This window comes from Flavobacterium aquariorum (assembly GCF_003254745.1).
Classification (GTDB): Bacteria; Bacteroidota; Bacteroidia; order Flavobacteriales; family Flavobacteriaceae; genus Flavobacterium; species Flavobacterium aquariorum.
Genome location: NZ_QKXH01000001.1, coordinates 48,818 through 74,180 on the forward strand (window position 1 = coordinate 48,818; position 25,363 = coordinate 74,180).

Consider the following 25,363-nt stretch of genomic DNA (forward strand, 5'->3'; position numbering starts at 1 on the left):
ATCAGGCGATTTCATTATAAAACATTTTATAAAAGGTTTAAAAAATTGTCTTTATTTAAACTAATTTTAGATTGCAAAGATAACGGATTAAGTTCTTATTCTAAAGGATTTGGATTGGATTTATTGATTGTGGTACATAATAACATCTTTCAACACAACTGTGATTTTTGCAATCCTAAAAACCTTAAAAGCGATAACTACAAATAGCAGAAATACCGAATTAAAGCCTCATTTCGGGCTCCCAAAAAACGGACTCAAAATTCATGATTTGATTATCCTCAACAATAATACCCTCACTTTCCAGTAATTGTTGCATTAGATTAGTACCGTCAAAATGGTGCTTACCAGTTAACAATCCTTTTCTATTGACCACCCGATGTGCAGGAACATCCTCAAGATTGTGTGCTGCATTCATTGCCCAACCCACCATTCTGGCAGAACGTGCACTCCCTAAAACTCTGGCAATTGCGCCATAGGAAGTGACTTTCCCATATGGAATTTGCCTGACGACAGCATAAACTCTTTCAAAAAAATTTTCGTTTGTTGCTTCCATTTTGTCTTATCCAAAATATCCTTTAATGAGTTTGAACAATGTAATTATAGAAACTAATCCGGTAATTGAACCAATAATATAATTCCCATTATTCATTAAAAAAGAGGATTTTGCTTCCCTTTTTTTGAAGTATACAATGTAAAGATAAAAAACCAAGAACGAGCCTGTAACTACTCCTCCCACAAAGGCAAAAATAAAAGACTCTAAAAAATAAAAATATCCATAAGTAGAAAGTGTAATGGACACGAAAACATAATATGGAATAGGGAATAAATTCAATGCCGACAATAACATTCCCAAAAAGAATCGATTCGTTTTGCTACGAACCTTCATTTCCGATTTTGGTAATTTTGGCTTTTTGGCTTTCCACAAAAAATAAATGGTCAATACAATAAATATAAATAGTCCAATTTCTTGAAGACTACTTATAATATCGGGGCGGCTATTGATAAAATTGGCAAATAATAAGGCTAAAAATGTCTGAAAAAAAACAATTATTGTAGCACCAATAGCGAAAGAAATGGCCTCATTTCTACCGTCTTTTAAGCTTACTTTTGCAGCTGTCATATTAATCAAACCAGGAGGTGTAATACCAATTGCTGCAACAATAAATCCGAGAAAAAAAGGCAATAGTAGAGTCATACTTAGTTTGCAGTTTCAGTTTGCAGTCTCAGCTTACAAACTGAAAACCATCTTAGAAAACTATTTGATTTTAAAACGAATATACGTAATTGCTTTGTTAATTTCCAAATATTGCTTCTCATAAAATGTCTGAAAAGCCGTAACTTCTTCAGGACTTCCCTCATTTACATACACATTATGATTAGCATACAAAACCTCATGTCCTTCCCCATGAAGCAATCCCAATGTGTAACCATGCATGAATTCACTATCGGTTTTAAGATTGACAACGCCTTCTTTCTTCAAAATTTTCTTGTACAATTGCAAAAATTCCGAATTAGTCATCCTATGCTTCGTTCTTTTGTATTTTATTTGAGGATCTGGAAAAGTAATCCAAATTTCATCAACTTCATTTTCAGCAAAAATATGGTTGATCAATTCAATTTGAGTCCGAATAAAAGCCACATTATGCAATCCTGTTTCAACAGCAGTTTTTGCACCGCGCCAAAAACGGGCACCTTTGATGTCGATTCCCACGAAGTTTTTATTGGGATATTTCTCGGCCAATCCAACAGAATATTCTCCTTTTCCACAACCCAATTCAAGCACCAATGGATTTTCGTTTTTAAAAAACTCCGAATTCCACTTCCCTCTTAGCGGAAATAAATTTCCAACTACTTCTTCTCTTGTTGGTTGAAAAACATTAGTGAATGTTTCGTTTTCCTTGAACCTTTTTAATTTATTTTTACTTCCCACGATATGTTTGCTATTTCGGCAAAATTAAGGAATTATTTAAGACCGAAAACTTTGATGAAGAAAAAATGAAGATTTTAATCATGACCTAATATTTTTTAGCAGAACTTCTTTATACCTAAAAAGCATATTCTATCTCGTCCTTTCAAACCCTTTTTTGAATCAAAAAAGAGATGCTAAAAAACCAACTGAAATTATTCAGCACTAAACTTAAACTGAATTCACTTTTAACTAAAAATATATTTATGTACCTTTATGTAAAATAATCTTTTGATGAAAAAAAAAGTTTTATTTATAACAATAATAGCATTTACTCTTTCCCTCATTTCTTTCTACCGTTACAGAAAAGAAATTCTAACGGCTGAAGCCACTTCTTCTGCCCAACTACAACAAAAAACAGCTGCCAATAAACCTATAATTAGTATTGACAAAACTGCCATTATTCGTTTTTTTAAACAATATTCTTCTCTGAAAAAATACCAGTCAGATGTTACTATCATTTACGTAAAGAGAAATTATAAGTCAATATGGTATAATCGCACGGGACTTATCAAATTTGCCGATGTACTATATGCTAAAGTAAATCTTCTTGATGAAGAAGGATTAAATTCTCACTTACCGTACAAAGATAAATTTGACAGGATTTTTGACAAGAACTCAGCTGATAAACCTTCCCAAACCGATACCGAAATAATGCTATCCACCGTATACGTTTTTTATGCCCAAAAAGTATTTCATGGAATGGACACAAAAAAAATACAGGAAACCGGATGGTTTATCCCTAGAAATAATATTTCTTATGCAAATCTATTGGATTCTTTATTAGTCAATCCGGAATTACTAAGTAGAAATGAAAACCTGGTATTTAACCAATATTACAAACTGCGAGATGTTTTAAAGAAATACCGACAAATAGAAAAAGAAGGTGGTTGGAATCAAATAGACTCTATTTCTGAGGCACAGGAATTGAAACCAAATGACAGCTCCAAAATCATTGGTCAAATAAGACACTGGCTTACCATTAACGGGGACTTAAAACGGGATTCCAAACTTAATGTATACGATGATGAGATGATGGCCGCTATATTGAATTTTAAAAAAAGGAACGGTTTTAAGGCTAATTATCCCATTACATATAGACACATCAGACAAATGAACATTCCTGCCGAAGAACGCATTAAAATCATTATGATAAACATGGAACGTTGTAGATGGATTGATCCAAAATTGGCTAAAGCCAATGAATATATAATTATAAATATTCCATCCTTTAAATTAATTTATAAAAAAAACGGCAAAAAGGAACTGGAATCGAATGTGTTTTTAGGTCAAATCATTACCGAAACAGTTGTTTTTAGTGCCAATATGAGCAGTATAGTATTTAGTCCCTATTGGAATATCCCCAAAAGCATTGTTGAAAGTGAACTAAAAATACAAATAGAACGTGACAAAAATTATCTGGCCAAAAACAATATAGAATGGAACAACGGTAATCCCAGACAAAAACCCGGAATAAATAATTCTTTGGGACTCGTTAAATTTGTTTTTCCAAATTCCAATAACATCTATCTTCACGACACGCCAGCCCGAAATCTATTCGACATGGAATACAGAACATTTAGTCATGGCTGCATCAATTTAGAAAAAGCCAAAGAATTGGCCTTCTTACTTTTAAAAGATGATCCCGACTGGCCTATTGACCGGATCAATAATGCAATGAAAGGAGTAAAGGAAACCACCTGTATACTCAAACATAAAATCCCAATTCATATTGGCTATTTTACAGCTTGGGTTAACGATTCTGGCGAGATCTGTTTTTATAATGATATCTATTTAAGGGATGACCATCTGGCAGAATTATTATTTTCAGAAACACCCTAATGTCATTATTATTTCTTTTCCTGAAGATTTTTTATCATGACATCCTCAATCCCTTCTTTAATTTTTACCACTTCATTTGTATTCTCATTTGGAACGGTCATAGACAAAACATAGTGTTTAATTTTCCATTCTTTACCTATTTTTACCAAAACACCAGAACCTCTGCAAATTTTCATTTGAGTATTCAACAGTTCGTCAAACCAAGCCAGCTTACCTGATTTATCAAAATAAATGTGACGCTCCAATGCTTTAAAGTCCCAAGCTTTACCTCTGTCAAAATAAGGTTTTGCAAAGGCCTTAAAAGCTTTCAAATCCCAATTTTCTGTTGGATCTGTTCCGATGTAAATCGCATCATCTGTCATCATTCCAAAATAGACCTTGGCATTGGCCTCCGCTGCCGCTTTATGCCAAGCATCAAGTGTTCTGTTCACCTGTTCTTTCTCATCAGATTCCTTATACTGTAAAGAATCAAAACTAACTAATGTCAATACTGCTAAACTTAAAAAGAGCGCTCTCATATTTTACTTTTTTATTATTTCTTTGGAAGGCTTCCCATTTTAATTTTCATTTCACCATTTTTCCCGTCTACAACCAATAAATGCAATACTATTCCTTTGTATCGTTTGGCTTCTCTCTCTTTTGGGTCTTTTATTTTATAATCATCCTCTGGATTTCTCAGCGGAATCGTCAAACCTAATTTGGTTCCTTTTTTGAATGAATAAATCCCCTCAACATCAAAATTCAATACATTCGAACTTACTTTAAAATAGTCAACATTTACTAGACTGCCGCTCATGTTCAATTGTCCTGATAAATCATTAAAAACAATATGTTTTACATCTCGATTAGGAAAAGCAAACTTACCTATTTTCATTATTGGTTTAAAATCCGTTAAGGATCCATTTTTGATATCATATTGCAGATTCCCTTTGGCAGAATCGTCAACCAAATCACCATTTTGAGTCATTTTTACCGACATATCAGCCCTTGCCGAAAGACTTCCTTTTATGTTTTGGGGTTGAAAAGAGGTAATCCCAAAGTTTTTAAAAGACGTTAAAAACTGTGGAATATCAACCGTAGCTATATTTACATTTGTTTTTACATCAAACAAATTGCTGTTAGGAATTAACTGGGAAGCGAATGTGATTTTACCCCCGCAGGTTTCAATTGCTCCTTGTTTGACAAAAAATTGTCTATTCTTGGCCACAATAATAATTTTTGCGTTTTTGGCAGTCAAATTAGAATACACCATCTTTTGAAGATTCAAATTTAAAACCACTTGACATTTTTCAACAAGCGTTATTCTTTTTTTAATATCTGATTTGCTGGCTATTTTTTTAACTTCCTTCTTTTTTCCACCGTATGCCAAAACACTCAAAAACTTTTTGACATCCATAAAAGGGCTATTGACATTCAAGACAGCAACCATTTTTTCGGGATCATCATAGTAGAGATTAAGAAAATTGTCTATTTTTCCGTCTAAGTAAACAATATTCTTATCTCTTTGATACTTAATGTTTCTAATAAATAATGCCTCGTCTGTAAAATCAAGAAGAATATTAGTTTGAAAGGGAAGATTTTTAGACTGTAAAAGCATATTCGCCTTTTCAATATTCACTTTTCCTGTAAAACGAGGTTTCGAAATTTGTAAGTCCACAATATTTACATTGAATTTTAAATCGACATTGGCAGTTCCTCCATTAAACTTTATAAATTCATCACCAAAAACATTTCCTAAATTTTCCACATCAAATTTAGAATGCAAGTCTCCTGTAGCAACCGGTTTTTCTAAATTATTAATTGCTGCCGCAGGAATAACTATTGGTATCCCCTTATAGTTCCCTTTAAAATTTTTAATGATAACGGCTGAGTTGATATCATTGTTACCCAAACCATTCTTGAAATTATTGATATATCGACCTTCAAAACTGCAATCTTTAGTTTCTCCTTCTGAAGAGATCAAGACATTATCCTTGATTTGGGCATCCACAATAATTTCGGGATCTCCCTCGGCATTCATGTCTCCAATGATACTGCACTGAGCATCGAGCGGTTTGGTTATATTAAAATGATTCAGAATTTTAAACAAATGAGGGTCTAACAAATGTGCCGCATTCAACCATAAAATACTCGTTTTTATATTGATGTTCATTATTGGATGTTCCTTTTCCAAACCAAAACTCGCTTTGATGTCAAAATCATCGTCACCAATTTCAAGATCTTCGGTAAGAACCTCAATTTTATTTTTGGCTTTGGAGAATTGTACCGCAAGTTTTCCTTTTACCCTTTTGTCTTTTATAAAACTACCATGTTTGGTATTGAATGCCATGCTTTTGGCAAAAACATCCAAAAACAAATCCGTTTGAAAACCATCATCGGTATATTCGATTTTGCTTTTTAAAGACTTTACTTCAAAATGGAACAACTTATTTCTTTGCAGGTTTTGGGAAATAAAAACTACATTCTTGAAATCGACTTCACCGATTTCAGTTTCAGTTTCGCTTTTGGGCTTATTGGTTTTGGGTTTTGGTCTAAAAATATTCGAATTGGAAACCCCATTCTTGTCTTTGAACAAATCGATTTTAGTATCAATCAAAACTACTTTTTCGATATCTACCTTTTTATGCAATAAACTCAGCACATTCAGCCGCACTTCGATTTCTTCTGCTTTTAGCACACTTCTTTTATGTACGGCATACAAACTGTCCTGCAACTCTACTTTATTCAAAACTACAGTAAAATTGGGAAAACCTATTAGGAATTTATAACCAACATCTCCAATACTGGCATGACCCGAAATATTATCGTTGATTTTTTGATTGATCTCAGTCACTATGGTTTCTTTATTTTGAATGAAATAAAGACGTAATCCAATAAAGAAAATCAGGATTAGTCCCAAAAAACCAATAATAAAAAAACCAATTCTCTTTAAAATTTTTCTAACTCTACTTGTTTTAAAAAATTCTTTTCCTTTTTCTATAAATTCTTCCATACTAGTCATTTATATATTATATAGGTGAAAAATATTTCTTACTGATTTCAAATATTTTGAATTAAATAATCTGCAACACGACTCGACCTTAATCAAAGTTAACATAATATATTACAAAAAGGGACGTTATATCTTAAAAACTTTAACATTGTAATGCAATTATATTCAAACAATTTAAACACTGACTTTGTTAAAATTCTCACACTTGTTTAAAGGTTTTTTTGTAGTATATTGATGTAAAAATTGAAAAATTGTACTACTTTTGAGGCCAATAAACTCTATAAATGAGTAACTAATTTAAAAACAAAAAATATGCGATCATTAAAAATTTTACTATTAAGTGCTTTCATAGTATTAGTATCTAATGCATCTTCAGCACAAGCTTGGGGAATTAGAGCAGGGGCCAACATTTCAGACATTACTGGAAATGGCTGGAACACAGACGCCAAAACCGGTCTTTATGTAGGTGTTTACAAAGAAATCCCATTGGTAAAAAGCTTGCTTTTCATACAGCCTGAAGTACAATACTCACAAGAAGGATTTTCTACTGCAAATGCCAAAGACACGAAGATAGATTACCTTACTGTGCCTATTTTAGCAAAAATCTATGCTGTTAAATTATTAAGCTTTGAAACAGGACCGCAATTTGGATTTGTAGTTTCAGACAATGTTGACTATACTGATGTAAACAGTTTTGTGCCTTCATGGGCTTTTGGAACATCTCTTAACCTACCTCTTGGATTGTCTATAAATGCTAGATACATTACAGGTTTGGATGATACGTTTGACAATCCTACTCTTTCAGGAAAAAATCAATCTTTTCAAATTGGTGCCGCTTTTCAATTTTAAATAAAACACCAACCTACCACCTAAAAGTTGCCTTAAAGTTCATTTCTTTAAGGCAACTTTTTTTGTACATTTATAGTAGTCTCAAATAAACACTCCCTTATGAGAAAATCTATTGTGTTGCTTATCCTTCTTATTTTGGGCTCTTCCCTTTCTATGCTTTCCTGTAAAAAAAAGGAAGATGCTAATCTAAAATTACCTCATAAGATTAATGCCTTTAACAAAGTAAAAAGCCTGCCTCCATTTGACAGTACTCTGGTCAGCTCCTTTTTTACAAAACATCCTGAACTTCAAAAATACCAAGAAGAAACAAGCGAATTGTATCGAAAACGCAATTATCAATACATTTGGTTTGATACCAAAGGCATGCTGGAAGTTAGCAATTTACTGTATAATAAATTAAACAATATGGAAGACGAAGGAATTAAAGCCGTCATCCCATACAAAGAAAAACTTGACTTCCTTTTTCAGAATGCGACTGAAAATCAAAGCGCGAATGTCAATGATGAATTATTGATTACATCTCTTTATTTTTTTTATACACACAAAGTTTTAAAAGGAATAGACGACAAGAAAATTGCTGAATTGGGTTGGTATTTACCCCGAAAAAAACAATCCTACGTCAATTATTTGGATTCAATAATTGCCAATCCTTCGCTAATTAACAAAAACGAAAAAGAAATATTGAATGAGTATTACAGCCTCAAAGAAGTACTCCATAAATACAGAAAGATTCAAAAAAATAATTTTTGGAATACCATAGAAATGGATTCCAGTCATACCTATCTCAAGCATGGAGATTCTTCTCAAACTATTGTCCAAATCAGACAGCGGTTGTTTATATTGGAAGACATAGCAACAGACTCAAAAAGCACCATATACGATGAGTCTCTTGCTTCTGGAATTCTAAAATACCAAAAACGAAATGGTCTAAAAGAAAACCAAATAATTACTCAAAAAATCATAGCTTCTTTGAATATCCCAATAGAAAACCGCATCAAAACAATCATGGTCAATATGGAACGCTGTCGATGGATTGATGTTGATGTTGCCAAATCCAAAGAATTGATTGTGGTGAATATACCGTCCTATCGATTGACGTATTTCAAGGAAGGAAAACCTGTTTTGACCTCCAATGTGGTTGTTGGAAAAGACATGAACAAAACCGTGATTTTTAGTGCCGATATGCGTTATATCGTTTTTAGTCCCTACTGGAATGTTCCGACAAGCATTATCAAGAAAGAGATTAAACCTGGTATAGCCAAAAACAAAAACTATCTTGCCCAACACAACATGGAATGGAACAATGGTAATGTTAGACAAAAACCCGGACCTAAAAATTCATTAGGTCTAGTGAAATTTTTGTTCCCTAATTCGAACTCTATTTACTTACACGACACACCTTCAAAAGGTTTGTTTAACGAAGAAAAAAGAGCTTTTAGCCACGGTTGTATCAGAGTTGCGAAACCAGTGGAATTGGTTAATGAAATACTAAAAGACGATAAAAACTGGACACCCGAAAAGATTAATGCCGCCATGCATAAAGGCAAAGAAACGTGGTATACCCTCAAGAACAAAATCCCTGTTTACATTGGTTATTTTACTGCTTGGGTTGATAACGAGGGGGTTATCCATTTTTATGATGATGTCTATCAAAGAGACAATCGTTTGGCAACGATGTTGTTTGAAGAATAACTGATTCCAACATAAAACAAATGAGGCTGCCCCAAAAGACAGCCTCATTTTATATGTATTTGATAATTCGCTTAATGTGCTTTTTGTTTATCGAATGTAGTGTTGAGCACTTTTTTGATTTTATCCAAAGCTCCGTTGAATGCTTTTTCGATAGAGTCAGCGTGTTCTGTGACTGCGATTGGCTGCATATTGGCAGGACGCGCTTCAATAAGACAACGCTTGTCGTTTACGCCTAATTTGGCACTGTTTTCGTCTCCAAAATGCACTTCTATACGAGTCACTTTATCATCAAAACGGGATAATACTCTTGTTATTTCAGTAGAAAAATAAGATTCTAATCTTTCGCTTCCTTCTACATTCTTGTCTGTGTTGATTTGTACTTTCATATGTCTATTATTATTAATTTTTAATGCTTATTCTCAAAGTTAAAAATTATTCCCTAAAACAGTCCCGTTTTAGTAAAACATTATGAAAGAAAAAAGTTGTTTTTTGATTTAAAGACAGAAGTGTCTGAAAAAGAAAAATTTATTGGTTGGCTTGGGTTTGCAGTAACGTAATTTCTTGTTGGATTACGGCAATACAATCTTCCAGCTTTTTTTCAATTTCGTGGCTCCAAAAACGGATTACTTTCCAATTTTGCGATTCCAAGAAATTATTGACCTCAACATCTCTTTGAATGTTTCGTTCTATTTTCTTTTGCCAAAACTCAGTATTGGTTTTGACACGGTCTTTTTGGGTTTCCCAATCTTTTCCGTGAAAGAATTCGCTGTCTACAAATATGGCAATTTTAAGTTTTTTGAAGGTTAAGTCTGGCGTACCAAAAACAGTTCGATTGTTTTTACGGTAACGGTAGCCGAGATGCCACAAAGCTTTTGCCAATCGCACCTCATCTTTGGTATTGGTGCTGCGAATGGCACCCATAATTTTGGAACGTTGTTGTGGTGTAATACGATCCATGACGTAACAATTTAAAAACTGTTACTCAAAGTTAGGGCTTTATTTAAAGAGAAACTATTTTTAAAAAATGATTATTTACAAGGAGAATATTTATTCTTCAACGAACTTATAAAATCCCCTATCAGTCTGAAGAACATTTATTTTACCAAGATTATTTTATAAATCTAATTTGTAAATTGAGTTTAATAAATAGCTCTCCATTTTCCTCATATATCCAACCATATTTATATGGTTTAGGTGATAGATTTTTTGCAAAACCTGGATTCAAGTCATCTTCACTTGTTGAAGCTTGTTCAAGTTTTGTATGATTAATCAAATAATCTTCAAATTCGTTCTTATTGTATATATGATAACAAACCAGATCACCATTATCTTTTACTATAATAATCCCCCCCGTTGCATCATACTTACCTGTCCAAACTGATTCTGGAGTCATTCCTAAGGCACTTTCCGTAAGGAAATTTTTTATTTTATAATCATAAAAAGGGTGCCCTTTTGAAATATTAAAACCTAATGGATTCTTAAATTTAATTTCTTCCAGAAGGTCAGTTAATTTTGATTTTCCATTTTTGAATTTACAATAAATCAAATGGGATAATATCTCAGGTAATTGAGAATCTATTAATTGTAAATTTAATTCTAAATTATCAGATTGGATTTTTTGAAACACAATCTTACAATTTAGATCTTCTAATTCATTTAAACGTAAAGCAATTTTAGATGAACTCTTATTTTGTTGAGAATATAATAAAGTATCTGTATTAATTTTTTTAAAATTAAGAATCAAACCTTCTGGTTTTAATATTTTGAAAATAAAATTAGTACCTGCAGCAGGATTAAAAAGAGTTGAATCTTTACCAATCATTGATTTAATACTAAATCCAAGTGTTGGTTTTAAACCCGTATTCATATCATGAACGACAACTCTAATATCAGCCTTATCAGTTTTAACAGCAGCCAAAGATTTAACATCGATACTGTTTATGAATGATTCTATTGTTGGAAATGAAAAACTTCTGCCAGTTGCTTTTTTCAGGTAACCAAAAAGTTCTTGTGATTTTTGAATAAAATCTAAAACAGAAACTGTAATGACTTTTTTAGAAGTATTCCCATCAATAATTTCAATATTGCCATTAAGAACAAATTCCCTCTTTTCAGCAGCTTCTTGTCTAAGTATTTTTATAATTGGATAATAAACTCCAGGAATTGCATTTAGATTAGCATCTGCTGCATTTAGTTTTCCCTCAGCAAGAAGTTTTAAAAAAACATATATTTCACTCCATTCTCCTTTGTTTCCTGTTATCATAATTTGGATTTTATCAAATCAATAATTTTCTCAGCTGTTGCCTGTATTGCAGGAACTGCAACAGAATTTCCAAATTGTTTATACGCAGAAGCATCAGCAACAGGAATGATGAAATTATCTGGAAAACCTTGTAGCCTCGCCCATTCTCTAGGAGTCATTTTTCTAATTCCTTCACGATTAACTTCACCTTTAATATGGGTCGTCGGAGTGAAATCTGTAATTCTTTTATCAATCACAAGATTTCTCTCTCTTCCCATTCCTCCCACTAGAATTGAATTTGATATTTCATCATCTTTAATAATTGCGAAACCAAATCCATTTCCTTTATCAGCATGCCTAGCTTTGTGATTAATCAGAGTTTGCAAATATTGAGTTGACAAATAGTATTTAGTAGGAACAACTTTCTTTTCTTTTACGTTTTTAAAAAACACTTTTTCTTCAAAAGGTTCAGGATATTCAAATGAGTTTATTCCTAAATCTTCTCTAAAACCTACAATATAAATTCGCTCTCTATTTTGGGGCACTCCAAATTCTTTGGCATTAATAATTTGAGGTTCTGGGACAAAATATCCTAAATCATTTCTCAAAACGTTTAAAATAGTTTCCAGCGTTTTCCCTTTATCGTGACTCCTTAATCCTTTAACATTCTCTAAGAAAATTGCTTTTGGTTTCTTTGTTTTTATAATTTCTGCTACATCAAAAAAAAGAGTTCCTCTTGTATCTTCAAAACCACCTCTTTTTCCTGCAATAGAAAATGCTTGACATGGAAAGCCAGCACATAAAAGATCAAAATCATCAGGAATATATTTTTTTGTTCTTTCTTTTGTAATATCTCCAAAAGGAGTTTCCCCAAAATTTGCTCTATAGGTTTTTTTTGCATTCTCATCCCATTCGCTGGTAAAAACGCATTTTCCTCCCAGATTTTGCATAGCCATTCTGAATCCTCCAATTCCCGCAAACAAATCAATGAATTTGAAAGTATAATTTTTTGGAGTTGGAAAAGGGACATTTTCTACTTCAAATAATAATTGTTGCAGTGCTATATCAGAAACAATATTTAAATTTTCTTCTTGATTTTTATATTCAACAATCTCATTTAAATAAATTTTCGCTTCTTTTTCATAGTGTTTTTTTACTCCATTATGATAATTATGAAGATAATGAGTCACTACCGCTTTTTTGTTATCGTCTTCTTCCAAAGTTCGAATTTTAAACTTTTTACCATCAAACTCTTCTATTGATATTTGCTCTTTCATTTTCATTTCTTAAAATTTAATTCGTTAAAAAAAGTCGCAAAATCACTATCCAATGCGAGGATTATTTTTTCAATTATTTCAATGGAGACATTTCTTTTTCCTTTCTCAATGTCAGAGATATAGGTTCTGTCCACATTTGAAATATTTGCCAAAAACTCAATTGAGAAACCTTTTTGTTCTCTAAGCTCTTTGACTTTAAATCCGAATTTTTCTTTTATATTCATAGTTTATAAAAATAGTTTCGTGAGGACAATTGACCTGCTTACAATCGTCCTCATTCATAATTAGTTTTCAACGTGTTTTCAGACCAAAAAACACCCCCTCTTTTCTCTAGCGTTTTCAGTAATTGGTAATTTAAGTCCCTTATCAAAGCCCCATCTGTTATAATTATTGAGAAGTAGGAACCAAAATGTTCAATAGACATCTAATACGAGCTAAAGAAGGATTTAGCCCCATTTTTTATCCTAAACTAGCCTTATTAATCAAAAAAAGAGGTGCTAAGTACCTCTATTATTGGTGTTAAATAGCAATAGTATTGGTTTTAAGTACCAATACTACTGGTGCTTAATACCTCTATTGTTGGATTTAAATACCTGCTTTGATGGTCTTAAATACCAATATTATTGGTTCTTAGCACCTCTATTATTGGTTTTAAATACCTACTTTAATGGTTGTAAGTACCAGCAATAGAGGTGCTAAATACCTCTATTCAATTCTTTTTTCAATTTTGAAAAACAAAAAACGCCAATCTTTCGACTGGCGTTTTGAGGTTTACAAAAGGTTTATTTTAGTTTTCTTCTTCTAAGTTTTCGAGTTGTTTTTCTAAAACAATATCAGTTTTAATTCGCTTCACGGTTTCCTTACGGGTGATGAGCAACGGGATGGCAACCCCTGCGGCCAAAGCCAAGATGATAAAACAAGCCGAGAGACCGTTCTTTACCGTTTCAAAAAAGAGTTTGGTATAAACATCCGGATCTTGTTCGGCAGTTAATTTCATTACTCCTACCATGGCTTTGTAGGCAAAAAATCCCGGAATCATAGGAATCAATGCGGGAAGCGCAAAAGTCATGGGCGGCGCTTTGCGATAGTGTGCCGCCAATACACTAGAAAAACCAATAAGGCTTGAACCGCATAAGGCCGCGAAAACCAATCCTACTTCGAGTGATATTAAATAAAATTTGAGCAGTCCGCCCAGTGCTGCGATGATATATATAACTCCTAAAGTACGGCGAGGCACATTGAACAAAACGGCAAAACCGATACCTGCACAACCCAACCAAATTCCTTTTTCTAATAATGCAAAATCCATTTTAGTGTAAATTAAAAATTAATAATGAAACCATCAATCCCAATGCAATGGCAAAAGCGATGACCAAAACATTTACGCCTCTGGTGGTTCCGTTTAATATGTTTCCGTCGATCAAATCCGAGAAGGAATTAATCATAGGCACACCGGGAATTAAAAACAATACCGATGTGGATAAGGCATGTATAAATTCTCCCTCGGGATTTAGAAACGAATAGAGCCCGACCAAGAACGAAGAGGTTAAAGCCGCAAAGAAAATACACACATAAAAATTGAATTTGAGTTTCATGGTTTCCTGTCTCACAAAAAGCCCCAAGAAACTTCCTGAAAAGCATAGAATCATTTCGATTAATCCACCACCAAACAATCGGCAAAATGAAGCTCCTGCCAAAGCGACCAAAAACAAAACTGCAAACCTTGGATATAATGGTTTTCGGTCTAGCAATTTCATTTCTTTATTGATGCGCTCCACAGACCATTTTTCTTCCACAATTTTCCAACTCATCGTACTGATATCCGAAATGAGATTGAAATTGAGGTGCATATTCGGCACCCATTTTACACTGGTAAACGTTTTGATATTGTCTTTATAGGTTAAAGTAATCATCAAAGCATGATTGGTAATCATTAAATCCGAATCACAGCAAAAAGCACCGGCTATTCTGCTGATGGTGACTTTGACACGTTCGGTATTGGCTCCTGAAACCATCAGTAAGGAACCTATTTCCAGGAGCATTTCTCCCAGTTCGTATTTGTTTGGTTTTGCAACTAATTCCATATAAATGCGGTTGTTAATTTTACTCCCAAATTTAACAAATTAACCCCTTAAAAGCATGATATACATCATGAAAGCATTAATTTGTTAAGATAATAAATAACAAGTGATTTCTAACGATTTCGCTTGTGGTTAAGCATGAAAAAAGACCCGAAATTGGGAAAGAAGTGGTGTATTTGCAGTTACTATTTGGCTTTTTGGAGGTCCTTTTTGGAGTTATAAAACACAAAAAACGTCAGACTGAAGACTGACGTTTGCCAAAAGCCTATTTTTTTGGGTGTTATTTTATCGAATTATTACTTTTTTATAGATTAAAAAAGGATATTTTAATCTTTTGGATAAATAAAATCTTCTTATGAAAAGCGATGCCCTAGCCCTGATGGAAGCGAAAAGCCTTTTGAAATAAAATGCCCTTTTTCTTGAAAAAAAAGAGCGACCAACGGAAGCTCCTTTTTATTCTTAGAAAAAGGGCGTTTTATGAAAAAGCTTGCAGCGTACAGCAGGATCAAGCTCCTAAACTATGGATTACTTACTGTTGACAATGTTGTAAATCCCATGTTAAAGAGTGTGAAGGCTTGGATGTCGCAGATTTCCTGAATGGTTGCTGCGAGTGATTTTCCGGCGCCGTGGCCCGCGTTGATATCGATTCTAATTAAAACGGGGTTGGTTCCTGTTTGTTTTTCCTGCAACTCGGCCGCAAATTTAAAACTGTGTGCGGGAACTACCCTGTCGTCGTGATCGCCCGTAGTCACAAGTGTGGCTGGATATTGAACACCTGTTTTTACATTTTGGACTGGTGAATACGATTTTAAGTACTCAAACATTTCCTTGCTGTCTGCCGAAGTTCCATAATCGAAAGCCCAACCCGCTCCGGATGTAAAGGTGTGGTAGCGCAACATGTCCATCACGCCCACGGCCGGCAAGGCGACTTTCATCAAATCGGGACGTTGTGTCATGGTAGCACCGACCAATAATCCGCCGTTGGACCCGCCACGAATGGCGAGATAATTAGGAGAGGTATAGTTTTGTGCAATCAGGTATTCGGCTGCAGCTATGAAATCATCAAAAACGTTTTGTTTTTGCATTTTGGTTCCTGCATCGTGCCATTTTTTGCCATACTCTCCTCCTCCACGAAGATTGGCTACGGCGTAGATTCCGCCATTTTCCATCCACACGGCATTCGAAATACCAAAACTTGGCGTCAGGCTAATGTTGAATCCACCGTACCCATAAAGAATGGTTGGGTTGTTTCCGTCGAGTTTCAGTCCTTTTTTGTGCGTGATTATCATTGGGACTTTGGTTCCGTCTTTGGACGTATAGAACACTTGGGTAGAAACGTAATCCTCGCTTTTGAAATCTACTTTCGGTTGAGCATAAACCGCCGATTTCCCTGCTTTTGGTTCAAAAGAATAAATAGTTCCCGGTGTAATATAATTGGTAAACGAATAATAAAGTGTTTTCTCTTCTTTCTTACTTCCAAAACCCGTGGCAGTCCCGAGACCCGGCAATTGAATTTCGCGCACTAATTTGCCCGAATACTCATATTGCTTCACAATCGATACGGCATCTTTCATATAATTGGCAAAGAAATAACCAGCTCCTGTTGTTGGTGTCAACACATTTTCGGTTTCGGGAATTACGTCTTTCCAATTCTCCGGTTTTGGATTACTGAAACCTACACTCACAATACGCTTGTTGGGCGCATTCAAGTCGGTTTCTATGAATAATTTTTCACCTTCGTTTTCTATGATGTTGTTATCACTGTTGAAATTATCTACAATCGTTACAATAGGACTGTTGGGTTTGGTCAAATCCTGAATGTACAATTCGTTTCCGTAAGTGGAATTGGCAGCCGTAATCACTAAATAATGGTTGTCTTCGGTTACGCTTCCGCCAACATAACGGCGTTTTTGGTCAGCACCAAAAATGACTTTATCATCTTTTTGGGCCGTTCCTAATTTATGGTAATACAATTTATGTTGGTCGGTTTTGGCTGATAGCTCGCTTCCTTTTGGTTTGTCATAACTGGAATAGTAGAATCCTTCGTTTCCTTTCCAAGACACGCCGCTAAATTTAACGTCCACCAAAGTATCTTCCAATTTCTTGAAAGTATTGACATCCATCAAGATTACTTTTCGCCAGTCGCTTCCTCCTTCGGAAATGGAATAGGCTACTTTGGAACCGTCTTTGGAAAAATCAACTCCTCCTAATGAAGTGGTTCCCAGTTTTGAAAAAGTATTTGGATCCAAGAAGACTTCTTCTTTGCCCTTGGCATCTTTGCGATACAAAACCGACTGATTTTGCAATCCGTTGTTTTTGTAATAATAAATGAAATTCCCTTCTTTGAACGGTGCGCTTATTTTTTCGTAGTTCCAAAGTTTTTCGAGCCGAGCTTTTAATGCGTCTCTAAAAGGAATTTGAGACAAATAATCGTAGGTTACTTTGTTCTCTTCTTTGACCCAAGCAGCTGTTTCAGCCGATTTGTCGTCTTCGAGCCAACGATACGGATCGCTTACTTTAGTATCGAAATAAACATCAACCGTTTCGCCTTTTGCAGTTTTGGGATAAGTTATTGGAGTTGGTTTTTGGTTTTGCCCAAAAGAAGCCATTGAAGTAGATACAGCCATCAGAAATAGGAATTTTTTCATAATTTATTAGGTTAAGCACCTAACAAAAATAGGAAAAGTTTTTAGAAAATTAGACAGTAGAGAAAAATGAAAAACTTTCAAAAGTCAACAAAGAAACATTAGTGATTTACTGAAAAAATCATAGACATTCTTTTTTATTTAAACCATTAAGAAATTAAGATTCAGTAAGGCTCATGGTCTTTCTTAATGAATCTTAATTTCTTAATGGTTCAATATTTTCAATTTATAGTCAACTTTTCAGAACAAGACATAAAAAAACCCAAACAATGTTTGGGTTTACTATGTGGAGAATATCGGATTCGAACCGACCACCTTCCCGATGAAAAATCGGGACGCTCTAGTTCTTATTTGGTATCAAACTTTCAATATATTTCCTGCTTTTCATCTTTTTAATTTGCAATTCCCTTTGACAAGCTTCACTTCTGGTAAGGAAAGTTTCGAAATATTTTAATTCCCAATCTTTAGCAACTTTTGTGTATTTACTTCTGCTATTCAAATGATCTTGAAGACGTTCTTCAACGTTTTGACAAGAACCAACATAATATTTATTAAGTGTAGTAGAATAAATGATGTAAGTGTAATACATAGTATATAGAAAAGTTTGCGATTCGATTTTAAAAACCAAAGTACAAAAAAATCACAAACAAAAAAAACCCACTGAACTCAGTGGGTCTGTATTGTGGAGAATATCGGATTCGAACCGACCACCTCTTGCCTGCCAGGCAAGCGCTCTAGCCAAATGAGCTAATCCCCCAATATTTATATTCTGAACTGGTAACCTTCCCGACTCAATCGGGACACTCTAGCCAAATGAGCTAATCCCCCAATTGTGCCGCAAATATAACATATAATTATAGGAATATGCAAATTTCAAAAAGACTATTCTTTAAATCCAAAAAAAATAACATTTTGCTACGGTTACTTTTTTAACTTTACATCAAAATACGCCTTATGCTTACACCTGATAAAAACGGAACACTCTTAACAACCATAGAAAACAAAATCGCTACGGTGCAGTTTGGTCATCCCGCCAGTAACTCTTTCCCCAGAGTATTGTTGGATCGATTGACCAACGAGCTTACTTTTTTGAGTGATAATGAAGAGATTTCGGTTATTGTTCTAAAAAGTGAAGGTACAGGTGCTTTTTGTGCAGGCGCTTCCTTTGATGAATTATTGGCAGTAAGCACTCTTGATGAAGGTACCCGATTTTTCTCTGGGTTTGCCAATTTGATCAATGCTATTCGCTCTTGCAAAAAAATAATTATAGGACGTATTCAAGGAAAAGCCGTAGGCGGTGGTGTAGGTATTATTGCAGCCTGTGATTATGCAATTGCAACCCAAGAAAGTGCTATCAAATTATCGGAATTGGCAATTGGAATTGGCCCATTTGTGATAGAACCAGCCGTGAGCAGAAAAATTGGAAAAACAGCAATGGCCGAAATGACTTTGGGCGCACACGAATGGAAATCGGCTTCTTGGGCTCACCAAAAAGGACTATATGCCAAAATAATGGAAACACAAGAGGAACTGGATCAAGAAGTAACCGCTTTCTCCAAAAAACTATCCCATTACAATCCAGAGGCTCTTGCCGAAATGAAAAAAGTCTTTTGGGAAGGAACAGCACATTGGGATAAACTATTAAAGGAAAGAGCTGCCATTTCCGGCAAACTAGTCCTATCCGATTTTACAAAAAATGCTTTAATCAAATAACAATGACCGCTTTCATCCTACTGCTCCAAAAGGTAAACATTGACGAAAAAATTAAAAACGCTCCCAATGAAGGCTATCAAATAGGTGTCCTTATTGGTTCCTATCTGCCGTTTGTTATTTTAGTTTTATTAGCATACTGGACATACAATCGTGCCAAAAACAGAAAAGAGTAACTTATAAAACGAAACCTTTTTGAAAAAAATAATCTTTTTTGGTATTATCCTCTGTTTCCTTACCTCCTGTCAGCAACAAGAACAACCCACGATCTCTTTTTATTATTGGAAGACCATTTTTAGGCTTTCGCCAAAAGAAAAAAACACTTTGTCCACTAATGAAGTCAAGAGACTTTATATACGTTATTTTGATATTGATCTGAGCGATCAAACTCATAAGCCCTACCCCAGAACTCCAATTCGTTTTGAGGATGCAACTTCTGGATTTGAAATTATTCCTGTTGTGTATATCAAAAACAAGGTGATGCTTGACAAGAAATTAAACGTCTTGGATTTGGCTCAAAAAACAAATAATTTCATTCAGCAAATCAACTCAAAAAGCAACATTACCATTCAGGAAATCCAGATCGATTGTGATTGGACTCTTGGCAGTAAAGACAATTACTTGCGATTTATAGAAGCTTTTAAAAAGGTTTCCAATAAAAAATTATCCGCAACCATACGTTTGCATCAAATAAAATATTTTAAAAAAACAAAAATTCCAAATGTAGACCGAGGCGTATTGATGTACTATAATATGGGTAAAATTGCCCCCGATTCTTTAAATTCGATATACGATCGTAACATTGCCAACCGTTATTTATCCAGTCTGCAACACTATCCTTTGCCTATAGACATTGCACTTCCAATATATTCCTGGGGCATTCACATAAGGGATAAAAAAATAATTGGTTTAAGAAACAAAATTGATACCCGTAATTTAAAAAATAGCAGTAGTTTTGTTCCTACAAAAAATAATTGGTTTACGGTTAGACATTCGAATTTTCAAGACGGTATTTTTTATAAAGAAAATGATCAGATAAAATTAGAAACAATATCCAAAAATGATTTGCTCGAAATGGCAAATGATCTTGAAGAAAACACGAAACAAAACCCAAAAGAAATTATCTTTTACGATTTAGACGAATTCAATTTAAAAAATTATGAAGAAGGCCTTTTTAAAAAAGTTATTGATTGCTTTTAGCGCACTTACCCTATTGGTTTATGGAACGATCTATGCTTGTTCCGACGGAGATTGGGGTTGGTCCTTTGATTCCAACTTTACGCCCGAAACATTTGTGGACAAGTCCTATTCACCACTTTTCTTATCGACCGATCTTTTTTACGGAATTGGATATGATACGGAGCATCTTACGAGATTCAATTCTGAAAACATAAAAGACTGGTCAACTTATTTAGAAGGAAAAATCGATGAAAAAGACTTAACTTTTTTCTTGACCGATTCTAGTAGCACTGATGTAGCCGATTTGAATATTTATTATAAAAAAGGAAAGACAAATAAATGGACCGATAAATGGAAAAAAAAATTCAACATAAATGATAGTAAAGTAAAAGACTTCTTTATGTTTTTGAGTGATGCGCAAATTGTTGAAACCTATTCCACCCAACAATTCGATTCATGGAACTATGACGAGACAACAAAACCTCAGCTCCTAACCGATGGCAATTGGATTAAATCAATAGAAAAAAAATACAACGACACTAAAGATCCCTTCCTAAAAAACAGATATTGGTTTCTGGCTATTAAAGCCAGTTTTTATAGTGATCGTCAGGTAAACGGGGTAGCTTTCTTTTATCAAACAGAAAAATCAATACCAAAAAATACTTTGTATTACAGAGCACTGGCCTACATAGCTGGAGTGGAATACAAGCAAAAGCATTATGCCAAATCCAATTTTTTATACAGTCAGGTTTTTGACAAATGTCCGACTCTACGAGTAGTTTCGGCCTATTGTTTTCATCCTCAAGATGAAAAAGACTGGAAACAATCCTTGTCTATGGTTAAAAACAATGACGAAAAATCTGCTCTTTGGGCCATTCAAGGCTATTATAATGACGAAGAAAAAGCAATTGCCGAAATTTATAAATTGCAACCCAAAAACCAACACCTAGATTATTTATTAACTCGATTAATCAATAATCAAGAGAACAAAATAGATCAATCTTTTAAAGACAAAACTGTTCTTGAAAACAAAAAAAGAACCAAAGACAGTATCCATAAATCAACCATTGATTTGGTTACCAAAATTGCACAGTCTGATAAAACATCCAATCCCTATCTGTGGAATGTCGCTGCGGGTTACCTTGAAACTTTAAACGGAAACTTTAAACAAGCTGATAAAAATTTTGACAAAGCCGAAAACAAAATGCCAAAAACTCCTTTGGCCATTAATCAAGTTCGATTACTAAGATTCGTTAACAACCTCAGCAAAATTGATCAGCTGAATTTAGAAAACGAAAAAACAATTCTAGCGGATTTATCTTGGCTGTATTCTGAATTGCCTAAAAGTTCTATAGAGAATTTCCGCTATGAAAATGCTTCCGCTTGGAGTAAAAACTATTTGGCAGCATTATACCGCTCTCAAAAAAACACTGTGATGACCGAAATTTTCAATCATGAATCCAGTTTTTATGATAATGAAAAACAATTGCTCGACATGAAGGCTTTTTTATCCAAAGTAAACAAAACCGAAATAGAAAAAATTGGAGCTTCAATTTATGAAATTAAACTGGCCGACATTAACTATTTTCAAGCCGTTAAAGCAACTTTCGAAAACAAAATCCCAGAAGCCATTGCGTTTATCAAACAATCGGATAAGCTTCAAAACACCGTTTTTTATGGAAATCCATTTATAGGTAACCTCAAAGACTGCCACGATTGTGATCATCAAGCACTGCAAAAAAAGAAATACACCATGCTGGATTTCTTGACCATTATCCAAAAAATGCAGGACAATGTGACCAAACAAGTTGATGTGTACAACAATAATCTTTTACTCGGAAATGCTTTTTACAACATCACCCATTTTGGTAATGGCCGATTATTTTACGAGGGGAAAATTGCAGGAGAAGGTTCTACACCCGATTTCTTCAGAGATCCAATTCGGGAGATGATTACCAATTGCTCTTTGGCGAAAGCTTATTACGAAAAAGCATTTTTGGCAACAAAAAACAACGAACAAAAAGCCAAAACCCAATATATGATGTCCAAATGTGAACGAAACGACTATTATAACAAAAAATACTATTCGCTCAATTTATCTACTTGGGACATTCAAGACGACCAAACCAATTTTATAGCTTGGCAGGGCTTCAAAAACATAAAAGCAAATTATTCAAAAACCAAGTACTATAAAGAAATCATCAACGAATGTGGGTATTTCAAAACCTATGTTCAAAAATAAAATTAAATATCATTGGGCGTGCCACCATAAAACAAAGGGACCAACTCACTATATACTCGTGATTAGGTCCCTTTACTTTATGCTGTCAGGCTGTCCGCGTTACTTCGGTAACTTGCTTCCATCCTTCACGCAAACTCACAAAATTTTTCGATTTAATCAAAATTCCATTACGAACGCGCCATCGCCATACAAACAATACTAATCTTTGCTCCTGGGATTTTCAACAATGCTTTGGAACAGGCTTCGAGAGTAGCTCCTGTAGTTAATACATCATCAATAAGCAGATAATGCTTATTAGTGTCTTCTTCTGTGAAAGCAACATCAAAAACCGTTTCAATACCTTCCGTTCTTCCCAAAAGGTTTTTTTTTGATTGCGTTTTAGAATATACTTTCCGCATGAGAATAGTGTCATTCATTGGAATTTTAAAATTCTCTGACAAGGCCACTCCAAAATTCGTAACCTGATTATACCCTCGTTCTTTCAATCGCTTTTTATGCAATGGAACGGGAATAATAACATCTACATCCTCAACAACTGAATTGTCTTTTAAATCGGATGCATACCATTCGCCCAAAAAAGTTCCTATTTCTTCGTGCCCTTTGTATTTCAAATTATGAATGATTTCCTGAACCATTCCTTTTTTATGAAAATACAGTAATGCCGAAACATGTTTAACAGGTATTCGACCATAAAACTTTTTGAAAGCTTCATTTTCGGGATTCAAATGATGGTTTGTCAGAGGCAATTCATGTCGGCAAACCGTACAAATTATATATTCGTTGGTTCCTACAAATGATTTACAGCCAGCGCAAACCTTTGGAAAAAATAAATTAATCAAGGAATTAAACATAAAAAAATTGATTTATCCATAAAAATAAGAAAACCTCCTCTTCAAACTTCATTTTTTTTCTTTTTTTAATTTCCCTTTTTATATTTTTGCATCACTATGGCAAAACAAGAAGATTTATTTAAGAATGTAGTTTCGCACGCAAAAGAGTACGGATTTATTTTTCCGTCAAGCGAAATATACGATGGTTTGAGTGCGGTATATGATTATGCACAAAACGGAGTAGAATTAAAAAAGAACATACGCGAATATTGGTGGAAATCGATGGTTCAAATGAACGATAACATCGTCGGACTTGACGCGGCTATATTGATGCACCCTACAACTTGGAAAGCATCGGGTCACGTTGATGCCTTTAACGATCCATTAATAGACAACAAAGATTCCAAAAGAAGATACAGAGCCGACGTTCTGATTGAAGATTATGCTGAAAAGTTAAATCTAAAAGCGAAAAAAGAAATCGAAAAAGCGAAAGCTCGTTTTGGAGAGGCTTTCAACGAACAGGAATTCATCACAACCAATACTAGAGTAGTAGAATATCTTGCTAAAGAAAGAGAAATTCTGGAAAGAATGGGACGCTCTTTGGGAGCTGGTGACTTGGAAGACGTAAAAGCGTTAATCGAAGAACTGGAAATTGCTGATCCTGAAACAGGTTCTAGAAATTGGACTGAAGTGCGTCAATTCAACTTGATGTTCGGCACCAAACTAGGAGCTTCTGCAGACACGGCAATGGATTTATATTTACGTCCTGAAACGGCACAAGGTATTTTTGTGAATTTCTTGAATGTACAAAAATCAGGAAGAATGAAAGTTCCTTTTGGTATAGCACAAACTGGTAAAGCTTTCAGAAATGAAATCGTTGCCAGACAATTCATCTTCCGTATGCGTGAATTTGAACAAATGGAAATGCAATTTTTTGTACGTCCAGGCGAAGAAATGCAATGGTACGAGCATTGGAAAACCACTCGTTTGAACTGGCATTTATCTCTTGGTTTAGGAAAAGAAAATTATCGTTTTCATGATCACGAAAAATTGGCTCACTACGCTAATGCAGCTGCAGATATTGAGTTTAATTTCCCTTTTGGTTTCAAAGAATTGGAAGGTATTCACTCCAGAACTGACTTTGACTTAAAAGCGCACGAACAATATTCAGGTAGAAAATTACAGTATTTTGATGCCGAATTGAATCAAAATTATGTTCCTTATGTTGTGGAAACTTCTGTTGGTTTAGACAGAATGTTCTTGGCCGTTTTTGCAACTTCTCTAAAAGAAGAAACATTAGAAGATGGTTCAACAAGAACAGTATTGAAATTACCTGCCGTTTTAGCACCAACAAAAGCTGCCGTTTTACCATTGGTTAAAAAAGACGGATTACCAGAAATCGCAAACAAAATCATCGAAGATTTACGTTGGGATTTCAATGTGGCTTATGATGAAAAAGATGCAGTAGGAAGACGTTATAGAAGACAAGATGCTTTGGGAACTCCTTTCTGTATCACAGTGGATCACCAAACGATAGAAGACCAAACCGTGACCATTCGTCATAGAGATACGATGAAACAAGACCGTGTGGCCATCGCCGACTTAAAAGCAATTATCGAAAATGAAGTTTCGATGAAAAACTGGTTGATGAAAATGTAATTATTCAATCTAATATCGTTTAAAAAATGCTTCTCAATTGAGAGGCATTTTTTTTGTTTAAAATCAAAAAAAATCTTGCCTTTACACATATGTATTTAATTCACAACTGAATAGTATTAAATTTTTCGATAGCTTTTCATCAAATTGCATTAAAAAA

The 25,363-nt window shown here is 34.3% G+C and carries 23 protein-coding genes and 1 tRNA gene; 8 read left to right on the top strand and 16 right to left on the bottom strand.

What is annotated here, in order from left to right; translation table 11 throughout:
- Positions 1–220: 220 nt before the first annotated feature.
- Genes DOS84_RS00275 through trmB form a run of 3 tightly spaced genes read right to left on the bottom strand, consistent with a single transcriptional unit; the run spans position 221 to position 1,930 of the window.
- Complete coding sequence (locus tag DOS84_RS00275; RefSeq protein ID WP_111408116.1) at positions 221–553, bottom strand: MGMT family protein; 333 nt, start codon at positions 551–553, stop codon at positions 221–223.
- Between the two features lie 6 nt (positions 554–559).
- Entirely contained in the window at positions 560–1,195 is a 636-nt protein-coding gene (locus DOS84_RS00280; protein ID WP_111408117.1) for a LysE family transporter, read from the bottom strand.
- A gap of 60 nt (positions 1,196–1,255) precedes the next feature.
- Positions 1,256–1,930, bottom strand: a complete 675-nt coding sequence (trmB, locus tag DOS84_RS00285; protein ID WP_111408118.1) for a tRNA (guanosine(46)-N7)-methyltransferase TrmB — start codon at positions 1,928–1,930, stop codon at positions 1,256–1,258.
- 270 nt (positions 1,931–2,200) lie between these two features.
- On the opposite strand from trmB, the gene DOS84_RS00290 reads away from it, so the two are divergent.
- Positions 2,201–3,808 (top strand): L,D-transpeptidase family protein, encoded by a 1,608-nt coding sequence (locus DOS84_RS00290; protein WP_111408119.1) that lies wholly within the window; start codon positions 2,201–2,203, stop codon positions 3,806–3,808.
- 8 nt (positions 3,809–3,816) lie between these two features.
- Here the strand turns inward: DOS84_RS00290 and DOS84_RS00295 are convergent, their stop codons facing one another.
- Together DOS84_RS00295 and DOS84_RS00300 are read right to left on the bottom strand one after the other, a co-directional pair.
- A complete protein-coding gene (locus DOS84_RS00295; protein ID WP_111408120.1) occupies positions 3,817–4,326 on the bottom strand; it encodes a nuclear transport factor 2 family protein in 510 nt (169 codons plus the stop codon).
- A 14-nt stretch (positions 4,327–4,340) separates the two neighbouring features.
- Entirely contained in the window at positions 4,341–6,800 is a 2,460-nt protein-coding gene (locus DOS84_RS00300; protein WP_165830374.1) for an AsmA family protein, read from the bottom strand.
- Between the two features lie 312 nt (positions 6,801–7,112).
- On the opposite strand from DOS84_RS00300, the gene DOS84_RS00305 reads away from it, so the two are divergent.
- Both DOS84_RS00305 and DOS84_RS00310 read left to right on the top strand, forming a co-directional pair.
- Positions 7,113–7,649, top strand: a complete 537-nt coding sequence (locus tag DOS84_RS00305; RefSeq protein ID WP_111408122.1) for a porin family protein — start codon at positions 7,113–7,115, stop codon at positions 7,647–7,649.
- Between the two features lie 99 nt (positions 7,650–7,748).
- A complete protein-coding gene (locus DOS84_RS00310) occupies positions 7,749–9,341 on the top strand; it encodes a L,D-transpeptidase family protein (protein ID WP_111408123.1) in 1,593 nt (530 codons plus the stop codon).
- A gap of 71 nt (positions 9,342–9,412) precedes the next feature.
- On the opposite strand, the gene DOS84_RS00315 is transcribed toward DOS84_RS00310, so the two are convergent.
- From DOS84_RS00315 to DOS84_RS00360, 10 genes are all read right to left on the bottom strand, one after another.
- A complete protein-coding gene (locus tag DOS84_RS00315; protein WP_111408124.1) occupies positions 9,413–9,727 on the bottom strand; it encodes an HPF/RaiA family ribosome-associated protein in 315 nt (104 codons plus the stop codon).
- Positions 9,728–9,866: 139 nt separating this feature from the next.
- The gene (locus DOS84_RS00320; protein ID WP_111408125.1) at positions 9,867–10,298 is read right to left on the bottom strand and encodes a very short patch repair endonuclease; all 432 of its coding nucleotides are present in this window, start codon (positions 10,296–10,298) and stop codon (positions 9,867–9,869) included.
- A gap of 151 nt (positions 10,299–10,449) precedes the next feature.
- The gene (locus tag DOS84_RS00325; RefSeq protein WP_207802010.1) at positions 10,450–11,604 is read right to left on the bottom strand and encodes an HpaII family restriction endonuclease; all 1,155 of its coding nucleotides are present in this window, start codon (positions 11,602–11,604) and stop codon (positions 10,450–10,452) included.
- Positions 11,601–12,866 carry a DNA cytosine methyltransferase gene (locus DOS84_RS00330; RefSeq protein WP_111408126.1) on the bottom strand — a complete coding sequence of 422 codons (1,266 nt, stop codon included), beginning with the start codon at positions 12,864–12,866 and terminating at the stop codon, positions 11,601–11,603. The genes DOS84_RS00325 and DOS84_RS00330 overlap by 4 nt, the downstream gene beginning before the upstream one ends.
- Positions 12,863–13,084 (bottom strand): helix-turn-helix domain-containing protein, encoded by a 222-nt coding sequence (locus DOS84_RS00335; RefSeq protein ID WP_111408127.1) that lies wholly within the window; start codon positions 13,082–13,084, stop codon positions 12,863–12,865. The genes DOS84_RS00330 and DOS84_RS00335 overlap by 4 nt, the downstream gene beginning before the upstream one ends.
- A 563-nt stretch (positions 13,085–13,647) precedes the next feature.
- The gene (locus DOS84_RS00340; RefSeq protein ID WP_111408128.1) at positions 13,648–14,169 is read right to left on the bottom strand and encodes a threonine/serine exporter family protein; all 522 of its coding nucleotides are present in this window, start codon (positions 14,167–14,169) and stop codon (positions 13,648–13,650) included.
- Between the two features lies 1 nt (position 14,170).
- A complete protein-coding gene (locus DOS84_RS00345) occupies positions 14,171–14,944 on the bottom strand; it encodes a threonine/serine exporter family protein (RefSeq protein ID WP_111408129.1) in 774 nt (257 codons plus the stop codon).
- Positions 14,945–15,459: 515 nt separating this feature from the next.
- Positions 15,460–17,568, bottom strand: coding sequence for a prolyl oligopeptidase family serine peptidase (locus DOS84_RS00350; protein ID WP_243636304.1), 2,109 nt, complete (start codon positions 17,566–17,568; stop codon positions 15,460–15,462).
- Positions 17,569–17,926: 358 nt separating this feature from the next.
- Positions 17,927–18,175 (bottom strand): GIY-YIG nuclease family protein, encoded by a 249-nt coding sequence (locus DOS84_RS00355; RefSeq protein ID WP_111408131.1) that lies wholly within the window; start codon positions 18,173–18,175, stop codon positions 17,927–17,929.
- A 94-nt stretch (positions 18,176–18,269) separates the two neighbouring features.
- Positions 18,270–18,343: transfer RNA gene (locus tag DOS84_RS00360), tRNA-Ala, on the bottom strand.
- A gap of 197 nt (positions 18,344–18,540) precedes the next feature.
- Here DOS84_RS00360 and DOS84_RS00365 point away from each other — a divergent pair.
- Genes DOS84_RS00365 through DOS84_RS00375 form a run of 4 tightly spaced genes read left to right on the top strand, consistent with a single transcriptional unit; the run spans position 18,541 to position 22,717 of the window.
- Entirely contained in the window at positions 18,541–19,299 is a 759-nt protein-coding gene (locus DOS84_RS00365; protein WP_111408132.1) for an enoyl-CoA hydratase/isomerase family protein, read from the top strand.
- A gap of 2 nt (positions 19,300–19,301) precedes the next feature.
- Positions 19,302–19,472, top strand: a complete 171-nt coding sequence (locus DOS84_RS19015) for a hypothetical protein (RefSeq protein WP_165830375.1) — start codon at positions 19,302–19,304, stop codon at positions 19,470–19,472.
- A 19-nt stretch (positions 19,473–19,491) separates the two neighbouring features.
- On the top strand, positions 19,492–20,496 hold the full coding sequence (locus DOS84_RS00370) for a hypothetical protein (RefSeq protein WP_111408133.1): 1,005 nt from the start codon (positions 19,492–19,494) through the stop codon (positions 20,494–20,496).
- On the top strand, positions 20,456–22,717 hold the full coding sequence (locus DOS84_RS00375; protein ID WP_111408134.1) for a hypothetical protein: 2,262 nt from the start codon (positions 20,456–20,458) through the stop codon (positions 22,715–22,717). The genes DOS84_RS00370 and DOS84_RS00375 overlap by 41 nt, the downstream gene beginning before the upstream one ends.
- Before the next feature lie 167 nt (positions 22,718–22,884).
- On the opposite strand, the gene DOS84_RS00380 is transcribed toward DOS84_RS00375, so the two are convergent.
- Entirely contained in the window at positions 22,885–23,568 is a 684-nt protein-coding gene (locus DOS84_RS00380; RefSeq protein WP_111408135.1) for a ComF family protein, read from the bottom strand.
- Positions 23,569–23,664: 96 nt separating this feature from the next.
- Here DOS84_RS00380 and DOS84_RS00385 point away from each other — a divergent pair, with 96 nt between their 5' ends.
- Positions 23,665–25,206, top strand: a complete 1,542-nt coding sequence (locus tag DOS84_RS00385) for a glycine--tRNA ligase (RefSeq protein ID WP_111408136.1) — start codon at positions 23,665–23,667, stop codon at positions 25,204–25,206.
- Positions 25,207–25,363 lie beyond the last annotated feature (157 nt).

Excerpts from the sequence above, each read along its gene's own strand:
- DOS84_RS19015 (WP_165830375.1), top strand. The coding sequence starts at position 19,302 with ATGACCGCTTTCATCCTACTGCTCCAAAAGGTAAACATTGACGAAAAA.
- DOS84_RS00385 (WP_111408136.1), top strand. The coding sequence starts at position 23,665 with ATGGCAAAACAAGAAGATTTATTTAAGAATGTAGTTTCGCACGCAAAA.
- DOS84_RS00365 (WP_111408132.1), top strand. The coding sequence starts at position 18,541 with ATGCTTACACCTGATAAAAACGGAACACTCTTAACAACCATAGAAAAC.
- DOS84_RS00355 (WP_111408131.1), bottom strand. The coding sequence starts at position 18,175 with ATGTATTACACTTACATCATTTATTCTACTACACTTAATAAATATTAT.
- DOS84_RS00315 (WP_111408124.1), bottom strand. The coding sequence starts at position 9,727 with ATGAAAGTACAAATCAACACAGACAAGAATGTAGAAGGAAGCGAAAGA.
- DOS84_RS00340 (WP_111408128.1), bottom strand. The coding sequence starts at position 14,169 with ATGGATTTTGCATTATTAGAAAAAGGAATTTGGTTGGGTTGTGCAGGT.
- DOS84_RS00275 (WP_111408116.1), bottom strand. The coding sequence starts at position 553 with ATGGAAGCAACAAACGAAAATTTTTTTGAAAGAGTTTATGCTGTCGTC.
- DOS84_RS00280 (WP_111408117.1), bottom strand. The coding sequence starts at position 1,195 with ATGACTCTACTATTGCCTTTTTTTCTCGGATTTATTGTTGCAGCAATT.
- DOS84_RS00320 (WP_111408125.1), bottom strand. The coding sequence starts at position 10,298 with ATGGATCGTATTACACCACAACAACGTTCCAAAATTATGGGTGCCATT.
- DOS84_RS00305 (WP_111408122.1), top strand. The coding sequence starts at position 7,113 with ATGCGATCATTAAAAATTTTACTATTAAGTGCTTTCATAGTATTAGTA.
- DOS84_RS00345 (WP_111408129.1), bottom strand. The coding sequence starts at position 14,944 with ATGGAATTAGTTGCAAAACCAAACAAATACGAACTGGGAGAAATGCTC.
- DOS84_RS00380 (WP_111408135.1), bottom strand. The coding sequence starts at position 23,568 with ATGTTTAATTCCTTGATTAATTTATTTTTTCCAAAGGTTTGCGCTGGC.
- DOS84_RS00375 (WP_111408134.1), top strand. The coding sequence starts at position 20,456 with ATGAAGAAGGCCTTTTTAAAAAAGTTATTGATTGCTTTTAGCGCACTT.
- DOS84_RS00325 (WP_207802010.1), bottom strand. The coding sequence starts at position 11,604 with ATGATAACAGGAAACAAAGGAGAATGGAGTGAAATATATGTTTTTTTA.
- DOS84_RS00290 (WP_111408119.1), top strand. The coding sequence starts at position 2,201 with ATGAAAAAAAAAGTTTTATTTATAACAATAATAGCATTTACTCTTTCC.
- DOS84_RS00350 (WP_243636304.1), bottom strand. The coding sequence starts at position 17,568 with ATGGCTGTATCTACTTCAATGGCTTCTTTTGGGCAAAACCAAAAACCA.
- DOS84_RS00310 (WP_111408123.1), top strand. The coding sequence starts at position 7,749 with ATGAGAAAATCTATTGTGTTGCTTATCCTTCTTATTTTGGGCTCTTCC.
- DOS84_RS00335 (WP_111408127.1), bottom strand. The coding sequence starts at position 13,084 with ATGAATATAAAAGAAAAATTCGGATTTAAAGTCAAAGAGCTTAGAGAA.
- DOS84_RS00295 (WP_111408120.1), bottom strand. The coding sequence starts at position 4,326 with ATGAGAGCGCTCTTTTTAAGTTTAGCAGTATTGACATTAGTTAGTTTT.
- DOS84_RS00330 (WP_111408126.1), bottom strand. The coding sequence starts at position 12,866 with ATGAAAATGAAAGAGCAAATATCAATAGAAGAGTTTGATGGTAAAAAG.
- DOS84_RS00300 (WP_165830374.1), bottom strand. The coding sequence starts at position 6,800 with ATGGAAGAATTTATAGAAAAAGGAAAAGAATTTTTTAAAACAAGTAGA.